Here is a 21,075-nt window from a genome sequence, read left to right as displayed (position 1 = left end):
CGCCAAATAGGTCAATACCTTGACGGAAAAGTAATTTGCTGAATTAAACAACAAATTATTGACGCCAAATTTATCACACAAAGTTAAGTACTCCAGCTATCGAATCGGCATAGGTAATGAGGCCGGTCTCCATGATGGATACCCCGAACGGTAATACACGGAGAGTCTTTTATGAGCAGCGTTGCGGTCGTCAAAAGCATTGTCGGTCAAGTGTTCGCGGTATCCCCGGAAGGGATTCGTCGCCTGCTTGTAGAAGGGGATCGCCTGCTCTCGGGTGAGCAAGTCGATACCGGCGCATCGGGCGCTGTCTCCCTGGAACTGGCCGACGGCCGCACCATTGACCTGGGGCGTGACACTCAGTGGAGCGCAAACGCTCCTGATTCGGTCACCGACCTCAGCGCCGCCACTGCCCAAGCCGCACCGTCCGTTGCCGAACTGCAGCAAGCCATCGCCGCCGGCGCCGACCCGACCCAAGACCTCGAAGCCACCGCCGCCGGCCCGACCTCCGCAGGCGCAGACGGCGCCGCGGGCGGCGGCCACAGCTTTATCGTGCTGGAAGCCACCGCAGGCGTGGTTGACCCGACCATCGGCTATCCGACGAACGGTCTGAACGCCGCCAGCGCCACCACCGCCCTCGATACCGGTGCCACCAACAATGGTGTCGACCCGCGTAACGTCACGATCACTCTGACGGCCACGCCGACCATCACCGAAGCCGGTGGCGTCGTCGTTTACACCGTATTCATCACCCAGGCACCGACCAGCGACCTGACCGTCACCCTGTCCAACGGCCTCTCCGTGGTGATCGCCGCCGGCCAGACCTCGGGCGCGCTGAACGTCACCTTCGCCGGTAACGACACGCCTTACGTGGACGCCTCGTCGATCTCCGCCACCATCGCCGGCACTTCCGGCGGCGGCAACCTGATCATCACCACCGACCCGGCGCCGGCTGTTACGCAGATCACCGACACCATCGACACCACCACCGTCACCCTGACCGCGACCGCCTCGGTGAATGAAGGCGGCCAGATCGTCTATACCGCGACCGTGACCAACGCGGCGCAGACCGACGTGGTGATCAAGCTGTCGAACGACAAGACCATCACCATCGAAGCCGGTAAAACCACTGGTACGGTCACGGTCGACACACCTGCCAACCTGGCCGACGGCAAAGACCTCACTGTCAGCGCCACCATCACCAGCGCGACCGGCGGTAACTACGAGAACCTTGCGATCAATCCGCAGGCGGCCACTTCGACGGTCGTTGCCGTGGATGATCCGAGCGTATTGAAGCCCGATACCAACACGATTGCCGAAGATACCCTCGCCACTGGCAACGTGCTGAGCAACGACAGCGACATCGACAACGTGTTGACCGTGGCCACCTTCCAGGTGGGCGGCAATACCTATAACGCCGGTCAAACCGCCAATATCGAAGGCGTGGGCAGCATCACGATTGGCACGGATGGCGCGTACACCTTTACGCCGATCAAGGATTACAACGGTGAGGTGCCAACGATTGGCTACACCACCAACACCGGGTCCAGCAGCACGCTGAATGTGACGGTGACGCCGGTTAACGATGCCCCAGTGATTCAAGTAACGGGCAACACCCTGGTCGAAAACACCGCGGTCGCCGGCAGTGTGGCGGGCACTTTTGTTGCCAGCGATGCAGAAACGCCAGCTGACCAGCTGAAAATCGCGTTCACCGGCGACAGCAACAAAGATGGCTACTACGCCATCGACGGCAACAACGTGGTCCTGACCCAGAAGGGTGCAGACTTCGTTAACGCCGGCAACCAGCTGCCGCAGATCGGCCTGACCGTTACCGATGCTGACAACGTCAGCACCACCGCTACCGGCCAACCAACCGTCACCCTGCAAAACGATGTGCCGGTGATTGAAGTCACGGCCAACACCATTGTTGAAGACACCGCAACAGCGGGCACCGTGGCCGGTACCTTCACCGCAACCGACGAAGAGACGCCGCGTGATGGCCTGACCATCTCCTTCACTGGCAACAGCAACGCCGACGGCTACTACGCTATCTCCGGCAACAACGTTGTGCTGACCCAGAAAGGCGCCGACTTCGTTAACGCTGGCAATCAATTGCCGAAGATCGACCTGACGGTTACCGACCCTCAGGGCGCGAACTCCACAGGTTCCGACCAACCGACCGTCACCCTGCACAACGATGTGCCGGTGATTGAAGTTGTTGCCAACACCCTGGAAGAGAACTCCGCTACCGCGGGCACCGTCGCCGGTACCTTCACCGCGACCGACGAAGAAACCCCACGTGATGGCCTGACCATCTCCTTCACCGGCAACAGCAACGCCGACGGCTACTACACCATCGTTGGCAACGACGTTGTGCTGACCCAGAAAGGCGCTGACTTCGTTAACGCCGGCAACCAACTGCCGAAGATTGACCTGACTGTCACCGACCCAGAAGGCTTGAACTCCAGCAACAGCGCTCAGCCGACCGTCAACCTGCACAACGATGTGCCAGTGATTGAAGTCGTTGCTAACACCCTGGAAGAAAACTCTGCCACTGCGGGCACCGTCGCCGGTACCTTCACCGCGACCGACGAAGAAACCCCACGCGATGGCCTGACCATCTCCTTCACCGGCAACAGCAACGTCGATGGCTACTACAGCATCGTGGGCAACAACGTGGTCCTGACCCAGAAGGGCGCGGACTTCGTTAACGCTGGCAACCAGCTGCCAAAAATCGACCTGACCGTCACCGACCCAGAAGGCCTGAACTCCAGCAACAGCGCTCAGCCGACCGTCAACCTGCACAACGACGTGCCGGTGATTGAAGTCGTCGCTAACACCCTGGAAGAAAACTCCGCTACCGCGGGCACCGTCGCCGGTACCTTCACCGCGACCGACGAAGAAACCCCACGCGATGGCCTGACCATCTCCTTCACCGGCAACAGCAACGTCGACGGTTACTACAGCATCGTTGGCAACAACGTTGTGCTGACCCAAAAAGGCGCCGACTTCGTTAACGCCGGCAACCAGCTGCCGAAGATCGACCTGACTGTCACCGACCCAGAAGGCCTGAACTCCAGCAACAGTGCTCAACCGACCGTCAACCTGCACAACGACGTGCCGGTGATTGAAGTTGTTGCCAACACCCTGGAAGAGAACTCCGCTACCGCGGGCACCGTGGCCGGTACCTTCACCGCGACCGACGAAGAAACGCCGCGTGATGGCCTGACTATCTCCTTCACTGGCAACAGCAACGTCGATGGCTACTACAGCATCGTTGGCAACAACGTGGTCCTGACCCAGAAGGGCGCGGACTTCGTCAACGCCGGCAACCAGCTGCCAAAAATCGACCTGACCGTCACCGACCCAGAAGGCCTGAACTCCAGCAACAGTGCTCAACCGACCGTCAACCTGCACAACGATGTGCCAGTGATTGAAGTCGTTGCCAACACCCTGGAAGAAAACTCCGCCACTGCGGGCACCGTGGCCGGTACGTTCACTGCAACCGACGAAGAGACGCCGCGTGATGGCCTGACCATCTCCTTCACTGGCAACAGCAACGCCGACGGCTACTACACCATCGTTGGCAACGACGTCGTGCTGACCCAAAAGGGCGCGGACTTCGTTAACGCTGGCAACCAGCTGCCGAAGATCGACCTGACCGTCACCGACCCAGAAGGCCTGAACTCCAGCAACAACGCTCAGCCAGTGGTTAACCTGCACAACGACGTGCCGGTGATTGAAGTCGTCGCCAACACCCTGGAAGAAAACTCCGCTACTGCGGGCACCGTGGCCGGTACCTTCACCGCGACCGACGAAGAAACCCCACGCGATGGCCTGACCATCTCCTTCACCGGCAGCAGCAACGCCGACGGCTACTACAGCATTGTGGGCAACAACGTCGTCCTGACCCAAAAAGGCGCGGACTTCGTCAACGCCGGCAACCAGCTGCCAAAAATCGACCTGACCGTCACCGACCCTGAAGGCCTGAACTCCAGCAACAGCGCTCAGCCGACCGTCAACCTGCACAACGACGTGCCGGTGATTGAAGTCGTCGCCAACACCCTGGAAGAAAACTCTGCCACTGCGGGCACCGTCGCCGGTACCTTCACCGCGACCGACGAAGAAACCCCACGTGATGGCCTGACCATCTCCTTCACCGGCAACAGCAACGCCGACGGCTACTACACCATCGTTGGCAACGACGTTGTGCTGACCCAGAAAGGCGCTGACTTCGTTAACGCCGGCAACCAACTGCCGAAGATTGACCTGACTGTCACCGACCCAGAAGGCTTGAACTCCAGCAACAGCGCTCAGCCGACCGTCAACCTGCACAACGATGTGCCGGTGATTGAAGTCGTCGCCAACACCCTGGAAGAAAACTCCGCCACTGCGGGCACCGTCGCCGGTACCTTCACCGCGACCGACGAAGAAACCCCACGCGATGGCCTGACCATCTCCTTCACCGGCAACAGCAACGCCGACGGCTACTACAGCATCGTGGGCAACGACGTCGTCCTGACCCAAAAAGGCGCGGACTTTGTCAACGCCGGCAACCAGCTGCCAAAAATCGACCTGACGGTCACCGATCCAGAAGGCCTGAACTCCAGCAACAGCGCTCAGCCGACCGTCAACCTGCACAACGATGTGCCGGTGATTGAAGTCGTTGCCAACACCCTGGAAGAAAACTCCGCCACTGCGGGCACCGTGGCCGGTACCTTCACCGCCACCGACGAAGAGACGCCGCGTGATGGCCTGACCATCTCCTTCACTGGCAACAGCAACGCCGACGGCTACTACAGCATCGTTGGCAACAACGTTGTGCTGACCCAGAAAGGCGCCGACTTCGTTAACGCCGGCAACCAACTGCCGAAGATCGACCTGACTGTCACCGACCCAGCGGGCGCTTCCTCGAATGGCGAAGGCCAGCCGACTGTTAACCTGCATAACGATGTGCCGGTGATTGAAGTCGTTGCTAACACCCTGGAAGAAAACTCCGCCACTGCGGGCACTGTCGCCGGTACCTTCACCGCGACCGACGAGGAGACGCCGCGTGATGGCCTGACCATCTCCTTCACTGGCAACAGCAACGTCGATGGCTACTACAGCATCGTTGGCAACAACGTGGTCCTGACCCAGAAAGGCGCCGACTTCGTTAACGCCGGCAACCAGCTGCCGAAGATCGACCTGACTGTCACCGATCCAGAAGGCCTGAACTCCAGTAACAGCGCTCAGCCGACCGTCAACCTGCACAACGATGTGCCAGTGATTGAAGTCGTCGCCAACACCCTGGAAGAAAACTCCGCCACTGCGGGCACCGTCGCCGGTACCTTCACTGCGACCGACGAAGAAACCCCACGTGATGGCCTGACCATCTCCTTCACTGGCAACAGCAACGCCGACGGTTACTACAGCATCGTGGGCAACGACGTTGTGCTGACCCAAAAAGGCGCCGACTTCGTTAACGCCGGCAACCAACTGCCAAAAATCGACCTGACCGTCACCGATCCAGAAGGCCTGAACTCCAGCAACAGTGCTCAACCGACCGTCAACCTGCACAACGATGTGCCAGTGATTGAAGTCGTTGCCAACACCCTGGAAGAAAACTCCGCCACTGCGGGCACCGTCGCCGGTACCTTCACCGCGACCGACGAAGAAACCCCACGTGATGGCCTGACCATCTCCTTCACTGGCAACAGCAACGTCGATGGCTACTACAGCATCGTTGGCAACAACGTGGTCCTGACCCAGAAGGGCGCCGACTTCGTTAACGCCGGTAACCAGCTACCGAAGATCGACCTGACCGTCACCGATCCAGAAGGCCTGAACTCCAGCAACAACGCTCAGCCAGTGGTTAACCTGCACAACGACGTGCCGGTGATCGAAGTGGTCGCCAACACCCTGGAAGAGAACTCCGCCACTGCGGGCACCGTCGCCGGTACCTTCACTGCAACCGACGAAGAGACCCCGCGTGATGGCCTGACCATCTCCTTCAGTGGCAACAGCAACGCCGACGGCTACTACAGCATCGTGGGCAACGACGTCGTCCTGACCCAAAAAGGCGCGGACTTCGTCAACGCCGGAAACCAGCTGCCAAAAATCGACCTGACCGTTACCGACCCTCAGGGCGCGAACTCCACGGGTTCCGACCAACCGAGCGTCAACCTGCACAACGATGTACCTGTCATCGAAATTGCGGCCAGTACCATTGTTGAGGACACCGCCAGCGCAGGCACCGTCGCCGGTACGTTCACCGCAACCGACGAAGAAACCCCGCGTGATGGCCTGACCATCTCCTTCACTGGCAACAGCAACGCCGACGGCTACTACAGCATCGTTGGCAACAACGTTGTGCTGACCCAAAAGGGCGCAGACTTCGTTAACGCCGGCAACCAACTGCCAAAAATCGACCTGACCGTCACCGACCCAGAAGGCCTCCACTCCAACGGCACCGGCCAGCCGACGGTGACCCTGGTCGACGACACCCCAACCGCCATCGACAACCATATCGAAGGCAACGAAGACACCCCGATCGAACTGACCTGGTCGACTTTCGGTGTCCAGGATGAAGACTCCACCAGCCCAGGCGTGGTGTTCACCAGCCTGCCGGCCGGTTCCATCGAATACAAAGTCGACGGTGAGTGGGTCAAGCTCACCACCGCCGACCTGAAAAGCGACACCTCGTCGGGCAAGGTCTTCACCCAGGCTGATTTCGACGGCCACAACGTGCGCTACAGCCCGGCAGAGAACGAATCCGGCGACAACAGCTTCGGCGGCACCGGCGTGGGCAACAAGCAAGGTGACTACACCGAGCTGAAGTTCCAGGCCACCGACGGCAACTCCTACAGCGACACCAAAACCATCACCGTGGATATTCACCCGGTGACGGATGTGCCGATCTTGAACATCGGCCAGGTACCCACCGGCCTGACCATTCAGACCTGGACCGGCAGCAACCTGCCGGGCGCGTTGGGCACCAATGGTCAAGGCGTGACCGACTCCAACACCCTGATCAAGGTCATCAACGGCCAGACCGCTGACAGCGCCGCGTCCACTGGCGTGACCAGCAACGTGAGCAACGGCAATGTGGCCGAAGGCACCGCGACCAAAGTGTCCGGCCTGGTCTACCTGGAAGCCGGCAAGAGCTACACCTTCACGGGTACGGCCGACGACAGTCTGGCAATCACCGTGGGCGGCAAGCTGGTCGCTTCCGAGACCTGGAGCCAAGGCAGCGGGATCAACGGGTCGTCGTACACGCCGACCGAGTCGGGCTACTACACCCTCGACGTCTACCACTACAACCAGAACGGCCCGGGCAACTACGACGTCAACGTGTCGATCAACAACGGCCCGTCGACGTCGCTGGGCAACAGCGGCCTGCAGACCTACACCAGTGCAGCCGCGCTGGAAGCCGCCGGCATGGTGCTGGGCGACAGCCACGTGGTGAATGGCGAAGGCTATTACACCGGCAACGTCTACAACCACGGCCTGGAAGACACCGCGATCAAGCTCGCGCCGATCACCGCCACGTTTGTCGACAACGACGGCTCGGAATCCCACAAGGTGGAAATCAGCGGCTTGCCGGAAGGCACCGTGATCACCGACGGCACCACTGGCCACAGTATCATTTCGACCGGCGCAAACACGCTGTACGACGTGAGCACCTGGAACCTGAGCACCCTGACGGTTACACCGTTCAAGGACTCGACGGCCAGCTTCGACCTGACCGTGAAAGCCACGGCCAAAGAGCTGAGCACCGGCGTTGAAGAAGTCACCACCGGCAAAATCAGCGTTGTGGTCACGGCGGTCAACGACGCGCCAGTACTGGGCAACGATTCGACCAACGCGTTCGGCGACACCTACATCGAAGGCAAGCCAGGCGGCTATGTCGCGGCGCACCTGACCATCACCGACGTCGACAACAGCACCCTGCAAAGCGCCAAGGTCACGCTGGTCAACCACCTGACCGACGACGTGCTGATCGCGGATGTCAGCAACACCAAAATCACCGTCAGCTACGACAAGACCACCGGCGTGCTGACCCTGTCCGGTGAAGCCACCAAGGCTGAATACCAGGAAGTCCTGCGCTCGGTGCACTTCGCCAGCGAAAGCGAAGACCCAAGCCCGGCCAACCGCAACCTGACCATCACCGTGAACGACGGCCAGGCGGATTCGGCACCGGCGACCTCCGTGATCTACGTGGTTCCGGTCAACGACGCGCCGGTGATCGGCTTCGACAGCAGCAAATTTGTCGAGCAAAAAGGCGCAGTGGCCCTGGTTGAAAACCTGAGCATCACCGACGTCGACAACAAGACCTTCAGCAAAGTGGTGGTCACCGTTGATCACCTGGTGTCCGGCGACCTGCTCAGCAGCGCCGACGTGCTCAAGGCCCTCGCGGTTGCCGGTATCACCATCACCGAAAGCGGCAGCGCCGCCGATGGCAAGATCGTCTACACCCTGACCAGCAGCTCGCCGGCTGGCAGCAGCGCCGCCGACTTCATCAAGCTGGTTGAAGCGATCACCTTCCAGGCCCCGGGCAACAACCCGGCCGGCACTGATCGCACTGTGTCCATCGCTGTCACCGATAACGGTGGCGGCAACCTCGACCGTGAGCCACCAGAAACCAGCACCGCCACGGGCAAGGTCACCGTCGAGCTGTTCAACGACGCACCGACTGCAACCGCCACCTCGGCAGGCGCGGACGAAGACCACGCGGCCACGATCGTACTCAGCGGCGCCGATGTGGACGGTACCGTTGCCAACTTCGTCATTACCGCCTTGCCGGAAAACGGCAAGCTGTACAGCGACGCCAGCCTGACCACCGAACTGAAGGTCGGTGATTCGGTGCCTGCGGGCGCTGACGGCAAGGCGTCGGTCTACTTCTCCCCAACCGCCGACTGGAGTGGCAGCACCTCGCTGACCTTCACGGCGGTCGACAATGCCGGTAAAGCCAGCGATGTCACCACTGCTCCAGTGACCATCGCGCCGGTCACCGACACCCCGCACCTGGGCCTGCTCGGTGGCGGCGTTGTCAGCGCGATCAACTTCGACAGCGCGAACCTCAACGGTTCGTGGGGCACGGTTGCCGTTGGCGATGCCAACAACGCAGCCGGCACCGCGCCGACCACCCAGTGGTTGACCGGCAACAGCGACGGCAAAGTCGAAATCGGCCAGAGCAGCATCTACGGCGTCGAGACCCCGGGCAACAGCCAGGTCATCGAGCTTGAGAAAAACGCTGGCGACGACTCCAGCCTGTACACCATCATCAAGGCTGAAAGCGGTACCGCGTACTCCATCTCGGTCGACTACTCGCCGCGTGCCGGCGCCGAGAACAACTCGGTCATCGATGTGTTCTGGGGTGGCGTCAAAGTCGGCACCCTGGACACCACCGTCGTTGGCATGAAGACCTACACCTTCGTGGTGCCGGTGACTGTCGACGGTGACGCCAAACTCGAATTCAAGGCCCCGGCCGGCCAAGCCAACAACTCCCTTGGCGGCGTGATGGACAACATCAGCGTCACCCAGGTGCTGAACACCGGCCTGGAAGACCACGCGATCAAGTTGTCCGCAATTGACGCCTACGCCACCGACAAGGATGGCTCCGAGACGCTCAAGCTGGAAATCAGCGGCATTCCGCAAGGCGCGACCATTTCCGATGGCGCGGGCCACACCTTTACCGCGTCGGCCGGCAACCAAAGCGTCGACATCAGCGACTGGAGCAAGGCCACACTGGTCTACAACCCGGTGCCAAACGCCTACGGTCTGGTGAACCTGACCGTGACCGCCACCGCGCAGGATGGTGATGCTGCGCCTAAGTCCGAGTCGATCACGCTGCCGATCAATGTGATTTCGGTCAACGACTTGCCCGTCATCGAAGTGGTCGCCAATGACCTGGTGGAAGGCCAGGTGGCTGAAGGCACCGTTGCCGGTACCTTCACCGTCAGCGATGTTGAAACCCCGGTTGCCCAGCTGAAGGTCACCTTCACTGGCGACAGCAACAAAGATGGCTACTACACCCTCGTTGGCAATGCCGTGGTACTGACCCTGGCGGGCGCGAACTTCGTCAACGCCGGTAACAAGCTGCCTGCGATTGACCTGACCGTGACCGATGCCGATAAAGGCAGCTCGCACGATGCGGCTACACCGGATGTGACGTTGGTCAACGACGTGCCGGTGATTGAAGTTGTTGCCAATACTCTGGAAGAGAACTCGGCTACTGCGGGCACCGTCGCCGGTACGTTCACTGCGACCGACGAAGAGACGCCGCGTGATGGTTTGACCATCTCCTTCACGGGCAACAGCAACGCCGATGGCTACTACGCTATCTCCGGCAACAACGTGGTCCTGACCCAGAAAGGTGCTGACTTCGTTAACGCCGGCAACCAGTTGCCGAAGATCGACCTGACTGTTACCGATCCATCGGGCGCGCATTCGAATGGCGAAGGCCAACCGACCGTTAACCTGCATAACGATGTGCCGGTAATCGACGTTGCTCCGGCCACCATTGAAGAGAACTCCGCCACTGCGGGCACCGTCGCCGGTACTTTCACTGCGACCGACGAAGAAACCCCACGTGATGGCCTGACCATCTCCTTCACCGGCACCAGCAACGCTGATGGCTACTACGCTATCTCCGGCAATAACGTTGTGCTGACCCAGAAGGGCGCGGACTTTGTTAACGCTGGCAACCAGTTGCCGAAGATTGATCTGACCGTTACCGATCCATCGGGCGCGCATTCGAATGGCGAAGGCCAGCCGACCGTCAATCTGCACAACGATGTGCCGGTGATTGAGGTTGTTGCCAACGCCCTGGAAGAGAACTCGGCTACTGCGGGTACCGTCGCCGGTACGTTCACTGCGACCGACGAAGAGACGCCGCGTGATGGCCTGACCATCTCCTTCACTGGCACCAGCAACGTCGACGGCTACTACAGCATTGTTGGCAACAACGTGGTCCTGACCCAGAAGGGTGCGGACTTCGTTAACGCTGGCAACCAGCTGCCGAAGATCGACCTGACCGTCACCGACCCAGCGGGCGCTTCCTCGAATGGCGAAGGCCAGCCGACCGTTAACCTGCATAACGATGTGCCGGTGATTGAGGTTGTTGCCAACACCCTGGAAGAGAACTCCGCCACTGCGGGCACCGTCGCCGGTACCTTCACCGCGACCGACGAAGAAACCCCACGCGATGGCCTGACCATCTCCTTCACCGGCACCAGCAACGCTGATGGCTACTACGCTATCTCCGGCAACAACGTTGTGCTGACCCAGAAGGGCGCGGACTTCGTTAACGCTGGCAACCAGTTGCCGAAGATTGATCTGACCGTTACCGACCCAGCGGGCGCTTCCTCGAATGGCGAAGGTCAGCCGACCGTTAACCTGCACAACGATGTGCCGGTCATCGAGGTTGCTCCTGCCACCATCGAAGAGAACTCCGCCACTGCGGGCACCGTCGCCGGTACGTTCACTGCGACCGACGAAGAAACCCCACGTGATGGCCTGACCATCTCCTTCACCGGCACCAGCAACGCTGATGGCTACTACGCTATCTCCGGCAACAACGTCGTGCTGACCCAGAAGGGCGCGGACTTCGTTAACGCTGGCAACCAGTTGCCGAAGATTGATCTGACCGTTACCGACCCAGCGGGCGCTTCCTCGAATGGCGAAGGCCAACCGACCGTTAACCTGCACAACGATGTGCCGGTCATCGAGGTTGCTCCTGCCACCATCGAAGAGAACTCGGCTACAGCGGGCACCGTCGCCGGTACGTTCACTGCGACCGACGAAGAAACTCCACGTGATGGCCTGACCATCTCCTTCACCGGCACCAGCAACGCTGATGGCTACTACGCTATCTCCGGTAACAACGTCGTGCTGACCCAAAAAGGCGCTGACTTCGTTAACGCTGGCAACCAGTTGCCGAAGATTGATCTGACCGTCACCGACCCAGCGGGCGCTTCCTCGAATGGCGAAGGCCAGCCGACCGTCAATCTGCACAACGATGTGCCGGTCATCGAGGTTGCTCCTGCCACCATCGAAGAGAACTCCGCCACTGCGGGCACCGTCGCCGGTACGTTCACTGCGACCGACGAAGAGACGCCGCGTGATGGTTTGACTATCTCCTTCACTGGCAACAGCAACGCCGATGGCTACTACGCTATCTCCGGCAACAACGTGGTCCTGACCCAGAAAGGTGCTGACTTCGTTAATGCTGGCAACCAGTTGCCGAAGATTGACCTGACTGTTACCGATCCATCGGGCGCGCATTCGAATGGCGAAGGCCAGCCGACCGTCAATCTGCACAACGATGTGCCGGTGATCGAAGTTACTCCGGCCACTATCGAAGAGAACTCGGCTACTGCGGGTACCGTTGCTGGTACCTTCACCGCGACCGACGAAGAAACTCCACGTGATGGCTTGACTATCTCCTTCACCGGCACCAGCAACGCTGATGGCTACTACGCTATCTCCGGCAACAACGTGGTCCTGACCCAGAAGGGCGCGGACTTTGTTAACGCTGGCAACCAGTTGCCGAAGATCGACCTGACCGTCACCGATCCATCGGGCGCGCATTCGAATGGCGAAGGCCAGCCGACCGTCAATCTGCACAACGACGTGCCGGTGATCGAAGTTGCTCCGGCCACCATCGAAGAGAACTCCGCCACTGCGGGTACCGTCGCCGGTACCTTCACTGCGACCGACGAAGAAACTCCACGTGATGGTTTGACCATCTCCTTCACCGGCACCAGCAACGCTGATGGCTACTACGCTATCTCCGGCAACAACGTCGTGCTGACCCAGAAGGGCGCGGACTTTGTTAACGCTGGCAACCAGTTGCCGAAGATTGATCTGACCGTTACCGATCCATCGGGCGCGCATTCGAATGGCGAAGGCCAGCCGACCGTCAATCTGCACAACGACGTGCCGGTGATCGAAGTTGCTCCGGCCACCATCGAAGAGAACTCGGCTACTGCGGGCACCGTTGCCGGTACGTTCACTGCGACCGACGAAGAGACTCCGCGTGATGGCCTGACCATCTCCTTCACTGGCACCAGCAACGTCGACGGCTACTACAGCATCGTTGGCAACAACGTGGTCCTGACCCAGAAAGGTGCTGACTTCGTTAACGCTGGCAACCAGCTGCCGAAGATCGACCTGACCGTCACCGACCCAGCGGGCGCTTCCTCGAATGGCGAAGGCCAGCCGACCGTTAACCTGCATAACGATGTGCCGGTAATCGAAGTTGCTCCGGCCACCATTGAAGAGAACTCGGCTACTGCGGGCACCGTCGCCGGTACTTTCACTGCGACCGACGAAGAGACTCCGCGTGATGGCCTGACCATCTCCTTCACCGGCACCAGCAACGCTGATGGCTACTACGCTATCTCCGGCAATAACGTTGTGCTGACCCAGAAGGGCGCGGACTTTGTTAACGCTGGCAACCAGCTGCCGAAGATCGACCTGACCGTTACCGACCCAGCGGGCGCTTCCTCGAATGGTGAAGGCCAACCGACCGTTAACCTGCATAACGATGTGCCGGTCATCGAGGTTGCTCCTGCCACCATCGAAGAGAACTCGGCCACTGCGGGTACCGTCGCCGGTACCTTCACTGCGACCGACGAAGAGACGCCGCGTGATGGCCTGACTATCTCCTTCACGGGCACCAGTAACGTCGATGGCTACTACGCTATCTCCGGCAACAACGTCGTGCTGACCCAGAAGGGCGCGGACTTCGTTAACGCTGGCAACCAGTTGCCGAAGATCGATCTGACCGTCACCGACCCAGCGGGCGCTTCCTCGAATGGCGAAGGCCAACCGACTGTTAACCTGCATAACGATGTGCCGGTGATTGAGGTTGTTGCCAACCCCCTGGAAGAGAACTCCGCCACTGCGGGCACCGTCGCCGGTACCTTCACCGCGACCGACGAAGAGACGCCGCGTGATGGCCTGACCATCTCCTTCACTGGCAACAGCAACGTCGACGGCTACTACAGCATCGTTGGCAACAACGTGGTCTTGACCCAGAAGGGTGCTGACTTCGTTAACGCTGGCAACCAGCTGCCGAAGATCGACCTGACCGTCACCGATCCAGCGGGCGCTTCCTCGAATGGCGAAGGCCAACCGACCGTTAACCTGCACAACGATGTGCCGGTAATCGAGGTTGCTCCTGCCACCATCGAAGAGAACTCGGCTACTGCGGGCACCGTCGCCGGTACGTTCACTGCGACCGACGAAGAGACTCCGCGTGATGGTCTGACCATCTCCTTCACTGGCAACAGCAACGTCGACGGCTACTACAGCATCGTTGGCAACAACGTGGTCCTGACCCAGAAGGGCGCGGACTTCGTTAACGCTGGCAACCAGCTGCCGAAGATTGATCTGACCGTCACCGACCCAGCGGGCGCTTCCTCGAATGGCGAAGGCCAACCGACTGTTAACCTGCATAACGATGTGCCGGTGATTGAGGTTGTTGCCAACACCCTGGAAGAGAACTCCGCCACTGCGGGCACCGTCGCCGGTACCTTCACCGCGACCGACGAAGAGACGCCGCGTGATGGCCTGACCATCTCCTTCACTGGCAACAGCAACGTCGACGGCTACTACAGCATCGTTGGCAACAACGTGGTCTTGACCCAGAAGGGTGCTGACTTCGTTAACGCTGGCAACCAGCTGCCGAAGATCGACCTGACCGTCACCGACCCAGCGGGCGCTTCCTCGAATGGCGAAGGCCAACCGACTGTTAACCTGCATAACGATGTGCCGGTGATTGAGGTTGTTGCCAACACCCTGGAAGAGAACTCCGCCACTGCGGGTACCGTCGCCGGTACCTTCACCGCAACGGACGAAGAGACTCCGCGTGATGGCTTGACCATCTCCTTCACGGGCAACAGCAACGTCGACGGTTACTACGCTATTTCCGGCAACAACGTTGTGCTGACCCAGAAGGGCGCGGACTTCGTTAACGCTGGCAACCAGCTGCCGAAGATCGACCTGACTGTTACCGATCCAGAAGGCCTGCACTCCAACGGAGCGGCCCAACCGAACGTTAACTTGCACAACGACGTGCCGGTCATCACCGTCGCAGCCAACACCCTGGAAGAAAACTCGGCCACTGCGGGCACCGTTGCCGGTACCTTCACGGCAACCGACGAAGAGACTCCACGTGCTGGCCTGACCATCACCTTCACGGGCACCAGCAACGCCGATGGCTACTACAGCATCTCCGGCAACAACGTTGTGCTGACCCAGAAAGGCGCGGACTTCGTTAACGCTGGCAACCAGCTGCCGAAAATCGACCTGACCGTCACCGATCCAGAAGGCCTGCACTCCAGCAACAACGCGCAGCCAGTGGTTAACTTGCACAACGACGTACCGGTCATCACCGTCGCAGCCAATACCCTGGAAGAAAATTCGGCCACTGCGGGCACCGTCGCCGGTACCTTCACGGCAACCGACGAAGAGACTCCACGTGCTGGCCTGACCATCACCTTCACGGGCACCAGCAACGCCGACGGCTACTACAGCATCGTTGGCAACAACGTGGTCCTGACCCAGAAGGGCGCGGACTTCGTTAACGCTGGTAACCAGCTGCCGAAGATCGACCTGACTGTTACCGATCCGTCGGGCGCGCATTCGAATGGCGAAGGCCAACCGACTGTTAACCTGCATAACGATGTGCCGGTGATTGAGGTTGTTGCCAACACCCTGGAAGAGAACTCGGCTACAGCGGGCACCGTCGCCGGTACTTTCACTGCGACCGACGAAGAAACTCCACGTGATGGTCTGACCATCACCTTCACCGGCACCAGCAACGCCGATGGCTACTACAGCATCTCCGGCAACAACGTTGTGCTGACCCAGAAAGGTGCGGACTTCGTCAACGCTGGCAACCAGTTGCCGAAGATCGACCTGACCGTCACCGATCCAGAAGGCCTGCACTCCAACGCAGCGGCCCAGCCGAACGTTAACTTGCACAACGACGTACCGGTCATCACCGTCGCAGCCAACACCCTGGAAGAAAACTCGGCCACTGCAGGCACCGTCGCCGGTACGTTCACGGCAACCGACGAAGAGACTCCACGCTCGGGTCTGACCATCACCTTCACGGGCACCAGCAACGCCGATGGCTACTACAGCATCTCCGGCAACAACGTTGTGCTGACCCAGAAAGGTGCTGACTTCGTCAACGCCGGCAACCAGTTGCCGAAGATCGACCTGACTGTTACCGATCCAGAAGGCCTGCACTCCAACGCAGCGGCCCAACCGAACGTTAACTTGCACAACGACGTACCGGTCATCACCGTCGCAGCCAACACCCTGGAAGAGAACTCGGCAACTGCGGGCACCGTCGCCGGTACCTTCACGGCAACCGACGAAGAAACCCCACGTGCTGGCCTGACCATCACCTTCACTGGCACCAGCAACGCCGATGGCTACTACAGCATCTCCGGCAACAACGTTGTGCTGACCCAGAAAGGTGCTGACTTCGTTAACGCTGGCAACCAACTGCCGAAGATCGACCTGACCGTCACCGATCCAGAAGGCCTGCACTCCAGCAACAACGCGCAGCCAGTGGTTAACTTGCACAACGACGTACCGGTCATCACCGTCGCAGCCAACACCCTGGAAGAAAACTCGGCCACTGCGGGTACCGTCGCCGGTACGTTCACTGCGACCGACGAAGAAACCCCACGTGCTGGCCTGACCATCACCTTCACGGGCACCAGCAACGCGAGCGGCTACTACAGCATCTCCGGCAACAACGTTGTGCTGACCCAGAAAGGCGCGGACTTCGTCAACGCCGGCAACCAGTTGCCGAAGATCGACCTGACCGTCACCGATCCAGAAGGCCTGCACTCCAGCAACAACGCGCAGCCAGTGGTCAACCTGCACAACGACGTGCCAGTGATCGCCATCACGGCGACCACCATCGTTGAAGACACCGCTAAAGTCGGCACCGTGGCCGGTACGTTCTCCGCGAGCGACGAAGAAACTCCTGTTGCCCAGCTGAAGATCACCTTCACCACTGGCACTAACACCGACGGCTACTACAGCCTGTCCGGTAGCAACGTCGTGCTGACGCAGAAGGGCGCCGATTGGGTCAACGCTGGCAACCAATTGCCGAAGATCGACCTGACCGTCACCGATCCAGAAGGCCTGCACTCCAGCAACAACGCGCAGCCAGTGGTCAACCTGCACAACGACGTGCCAGTGATCGCCATCACGGCGACCACCATCGTTGAAGACACCGCTAAAGTCGGCACCGTGGCCGGTACGTTCTCCGCGAGCGACGAAGAAACTCCTGTTGCCCAGCTGAAGATCACCTTCACCACTGGCACTAACACCGACGGCTACTACAGCCTGTCCGGTAGCAACGTCGTGCTGACGCAGAAGGGCGCCGATTGGGTCAACGCTGGCAACCAATTGCCGAAGATCGACCTGACCGTGACCGACGCCGACAACGCCAGTTCCCACAGCACTGGCCAGCCGACGGTCACCCTGGTCGACGACACGCCAACCGCTACCAACGGCTACATCCAGAGCGACGAAGACACCCCGGTCGAACTGACCTGGGCGACCTTTGGCGTCAAGGATGAAGACTCGACGAACCCGAAAGTGGTGTTCACCAGCCTGCCTGCCGGTTCCATCGAGTACAAAGTCAACGGCGTGTGGGTTGCGCTCACCACCGCTGACCTCAAGACCGATACCTCGGCCGGCAAGTCGTTCAGCCAGGCTGACTTCGACAACCACAACGTGCGTTACAGCCCGGCGGCCAACGAGTCGGGTGACAACAGCTTCGGCGGCACCGGCGTGGGTAACAAGCAAGGTGATTACACCGAGCTGAAGTTCCAGGCCACCGATGGCAACACTTACAGCGACACCAAAACCATCACCGTGGACATCCACCCGGTGACGGACGTGCCTGTCGTCACGATCAATGCGTTCAACGCGGTACCAACCGGCTTGGTCATCCAGACCTGGACCGGCGGCAACCTGCCGAGCGCATTGGGCACCAACGGTAATGGCGTGGCCAAAACCGACGACCTGATCAAGGTCATCGACGCCAAAACCGCTGCCAGCGCCGCGTCCACTGGCGTGACCAGCAACGTGAGCAACAGCAACGTAGTGGAAGGCACCGCGACCAAGGTCTCTGGCCTGATCTACCTGGAAGCCGGCAAGAGCTACACCTTCACGGGTACAGCCGATGACAGCCTGGCTATCACCGTGGGCGGCAAGTTGGTTGCGACCGAGACCTGGAGCAAGGGCAGCGCGATTACCGGCACGGCTTACACGCCGACCGAGTCGGGCTACTACACCCTCGACATCTACCACTACAACCAGGCCGGCGGGGGCAACTACGACGTCAACGTGTCGATCAACAACGGCCCGTCGATGTCCCTGGGCAACAGCGGCGTGCAGACCTACACCAGCGTGGATGCGTTGAAAGCCGCCGGTGCGGTGCTCGGCGACAGCCACGTGGTCAATGGCGAAGGCTATTACACCGGCTACGTCTACAACCGTGGCCTGGAAGACACCGCGATCAAGGTCAGCCCGATCACCACGACGTTTGTCGACAATGACGGCTCGGAATCCCACAAGGTGGAAATCAGCGGTCTGCCCAAAGGCACCGTGATCACCGATGGCACCACTGGCAACAGCATCACCTCGACCGGCAGTACCACGCTGTACGACGTCAGCACCTGGAACCTGAAAACCCTGACGGTCACTCCGTTCAAGGATTCGACCGCCAGCTTCGACCTGACCGTGAAAGCGACCGCCAAAGAGTTGAGCACTGGGGTTGAAGCGGTAACGACCGGCAAAGTGAGCATTGTGATCACCGCGGTCAACGACGCGCCGACCCTGGACCTCAGCACTGCGGACGGTGCTGTCGCCACCGGCTACAACACGGCGTACACCGAACGTGCCGCCGCGGGTGTGGCGATCACTGGCGTCGTCGCTATCGGCGACGTCGACAGTACCCAGATGCAAAACGCGACCATCACCCTGAAAAACGCGAGTGCCGGCGATCAGCTCAGCTCGAGCCTGGTTTCGGTGGGCGGTACGTACAAAGGCATCACCCTGACCAGCGTCGGCACCGACGTCAGCGGCAAAATCGTGCTGACCCTCTCGGGCACCGCGGATTCGGCGACTTACAAGGCACTGCTGGAGTCGTTCCAATACTCCAGCACCAGCAAGTACCCGACCCTGGGCGATCGTACGGTCGAGATCTCGGTGACGGACAACGAAGGCGGCAACAGCCTGAGTTCGTTGGTCGCTACCAGCACCATTACCGTTCAGCCGCAGGTCTACACCCCGGTCACCGAAGGCGGCGCTGCTGCCGACACCATCGACCTGGGTTCGAGCTCGGCGAATAACGTTGTGGTCGGCGACAAGGGTGGTATCACCACTGCGGGCACCAACTACAACATCGCGTTCCTGGTCGACACCTCGGGCAGTATCGGCTCCTCGGCCATGAAGTCGATCAAGGACCAGCTCTCGGGCATCTTCGATACCTTGATTGCCAATGCCGGCAATAAAGACTCGGGTGTGGTGAAAGTGCTGCTGGTCGACTTCGACACCCGTGTCGAGTCGCAGGTCTCGGTCAACCTGGCCGACAAGACGGCTGCCAAGGCTGCGTTGCAGGCTGTGTTGAACCAGATGGTGTCCAATTCCAGCGACATGACCAACTACCAGGACGCGTTCAAAGCGGCCTCCGATTGGTTCAAGAGCAGCGACGCGACCAGCAACACCGGCGCGAAAAACCTCACGTACTTCATCACCGACGGTTCGCCGAACGTGTACACCGACGTGCAGGGCAACCCGAACCTGGGCACGACCAGCTTCTGGGGTTCGACCGTCTACTTTGACAGCGTTGTGAATAACTCCAATTACGTCCTGGGCCAGAGCAACGCGCTCTATACGACGATCAATGGCAAGTCGCAGATGATCGTCGACGGTAGCGGTAACGTTTACTCCTACGACAGCCGTGGCAGCCGCTACTTCGAGGGCACGGTCGTGGCCAACAGCAATGGCGGCTTCGACGTTGCGTCGGTCTACCAGAGCTCCAGCACCGCACTGGCGAACGCCAAGACCGCCTACAACGACTTGGTCAACGCGGTCACCGGCAAAGTAGTGGTCGAGGCGATCGGCCTGGGTTCGGACATCGATAGCACCGTGCTCAAGCAGTTCGATACCGACAAAGTGGTTGCCAACATTGATACCGCGAAGCTGGCGGATGCCATCACCGGCCACACCGCCGATGCGGGTTCCGACAGCATTTCCGGTGGTTCGGGCAACGACATCCTGTTCGGCGACCTGATCAGCTACAAAGGCCAGGAAGGCAGTGCGGCACTCAAGGCGTTCGCCGCCGAGAAGCTGTCCACTACCGTCGACCAGATCGATGACCGCACCTTGCACCAGTACATCACTGAGCACGTGCAGGACGTGGGGGCGTTGGCCAACGCGTCGAACATCTACAACACCAATGATGGCAACGACAGCCTGATCGGTAATGCCGGCAACGACATCCTGTTCGGCCAGGGCGGCAACGACACCTTGAATGGCGGCGCAGGCAACGACATCCTGGTCGGCGGCAAGGGTAACGACATCCTCACCGGCGGGGCGGGTGCCGATACCTTCGTCTGGCTCAAAGGCGACACCAACACCAACGGCGGCTTCGATCAGATCAAGGACTTCAAGCACAGCGAAGGCGACAAGCTGGACCTGTCCGACTTGCTGCAAGGCAACAACGACACCAACTTGGCGAACTACCTGAAGTTGACCACCGACTCGGCGGGCAACTCGACGCTGAGCGTGAGCAGCACCGGTTCGTTCACCGCCAGCGGCGGCACGGCCGATGTGACGATCAAGGTCGATGGCGCGAACTGGGGCAGTGGCAGCACCGCGATCAACAACCTGATCGCCGGTGGCGACCTGACCGTCAAGCACCACGACTGATCACCACGGGGGCGTCAATCTTTCGGGATTGGCGCCCCCTTGGCATCGGCTGCGGGAAAAAGTGTGTAATCTCTGTGGGCGTCGTACGCGGCGCCTGCAGGGATTTTTTATTGGGAGAAC

At 60.3% G+C, this 21,075-nt stretch carries 1 protein-coding gene; it reads left to right on the top strand.

Translation table 11 applies throughout. The annotated features are described in order from the left end of the window. Positions 1 to 171: 171 nt before the first annotated feature. Positions 172 to 20,955 (top strand): retention module-containing protein, encoded by a 20,784-nt coding sequence (locus IB241_RS11070; protein WP_192298428.1) that lies wholly within the window; start codon positions 172 to 174, stop codon positions 20,953 to 20,955. Positions 20,956 to 21,075: the final 120 nt, after the last annotated feature.

It is taken from the genome of Pseudomonas sp. PDM05 (assembly GCF_014851685.1).
Taxonomy (GTDB): domain Bacteria; phylum Pseudomonadota; class Gammaproteobacteria; order Pseudomonadales; family Pseudomonadaceae; genus Aquipseudomonas.
Note: the sequence above shows the minus strand (reverse complement) of the source record. Positions and strands in the feature narration are given on the sequence as shown.

Bases quoted from the DNA above. Each gene is read 5' to 3' on its own strand.
- IB241_RS11070 (WP_192298428.1), top strand. From the start codon at position 172: ATGAGCAGCGTTGCGGTCGTCAAAAGCATTGTCGGTCAAGTGTTCGCG.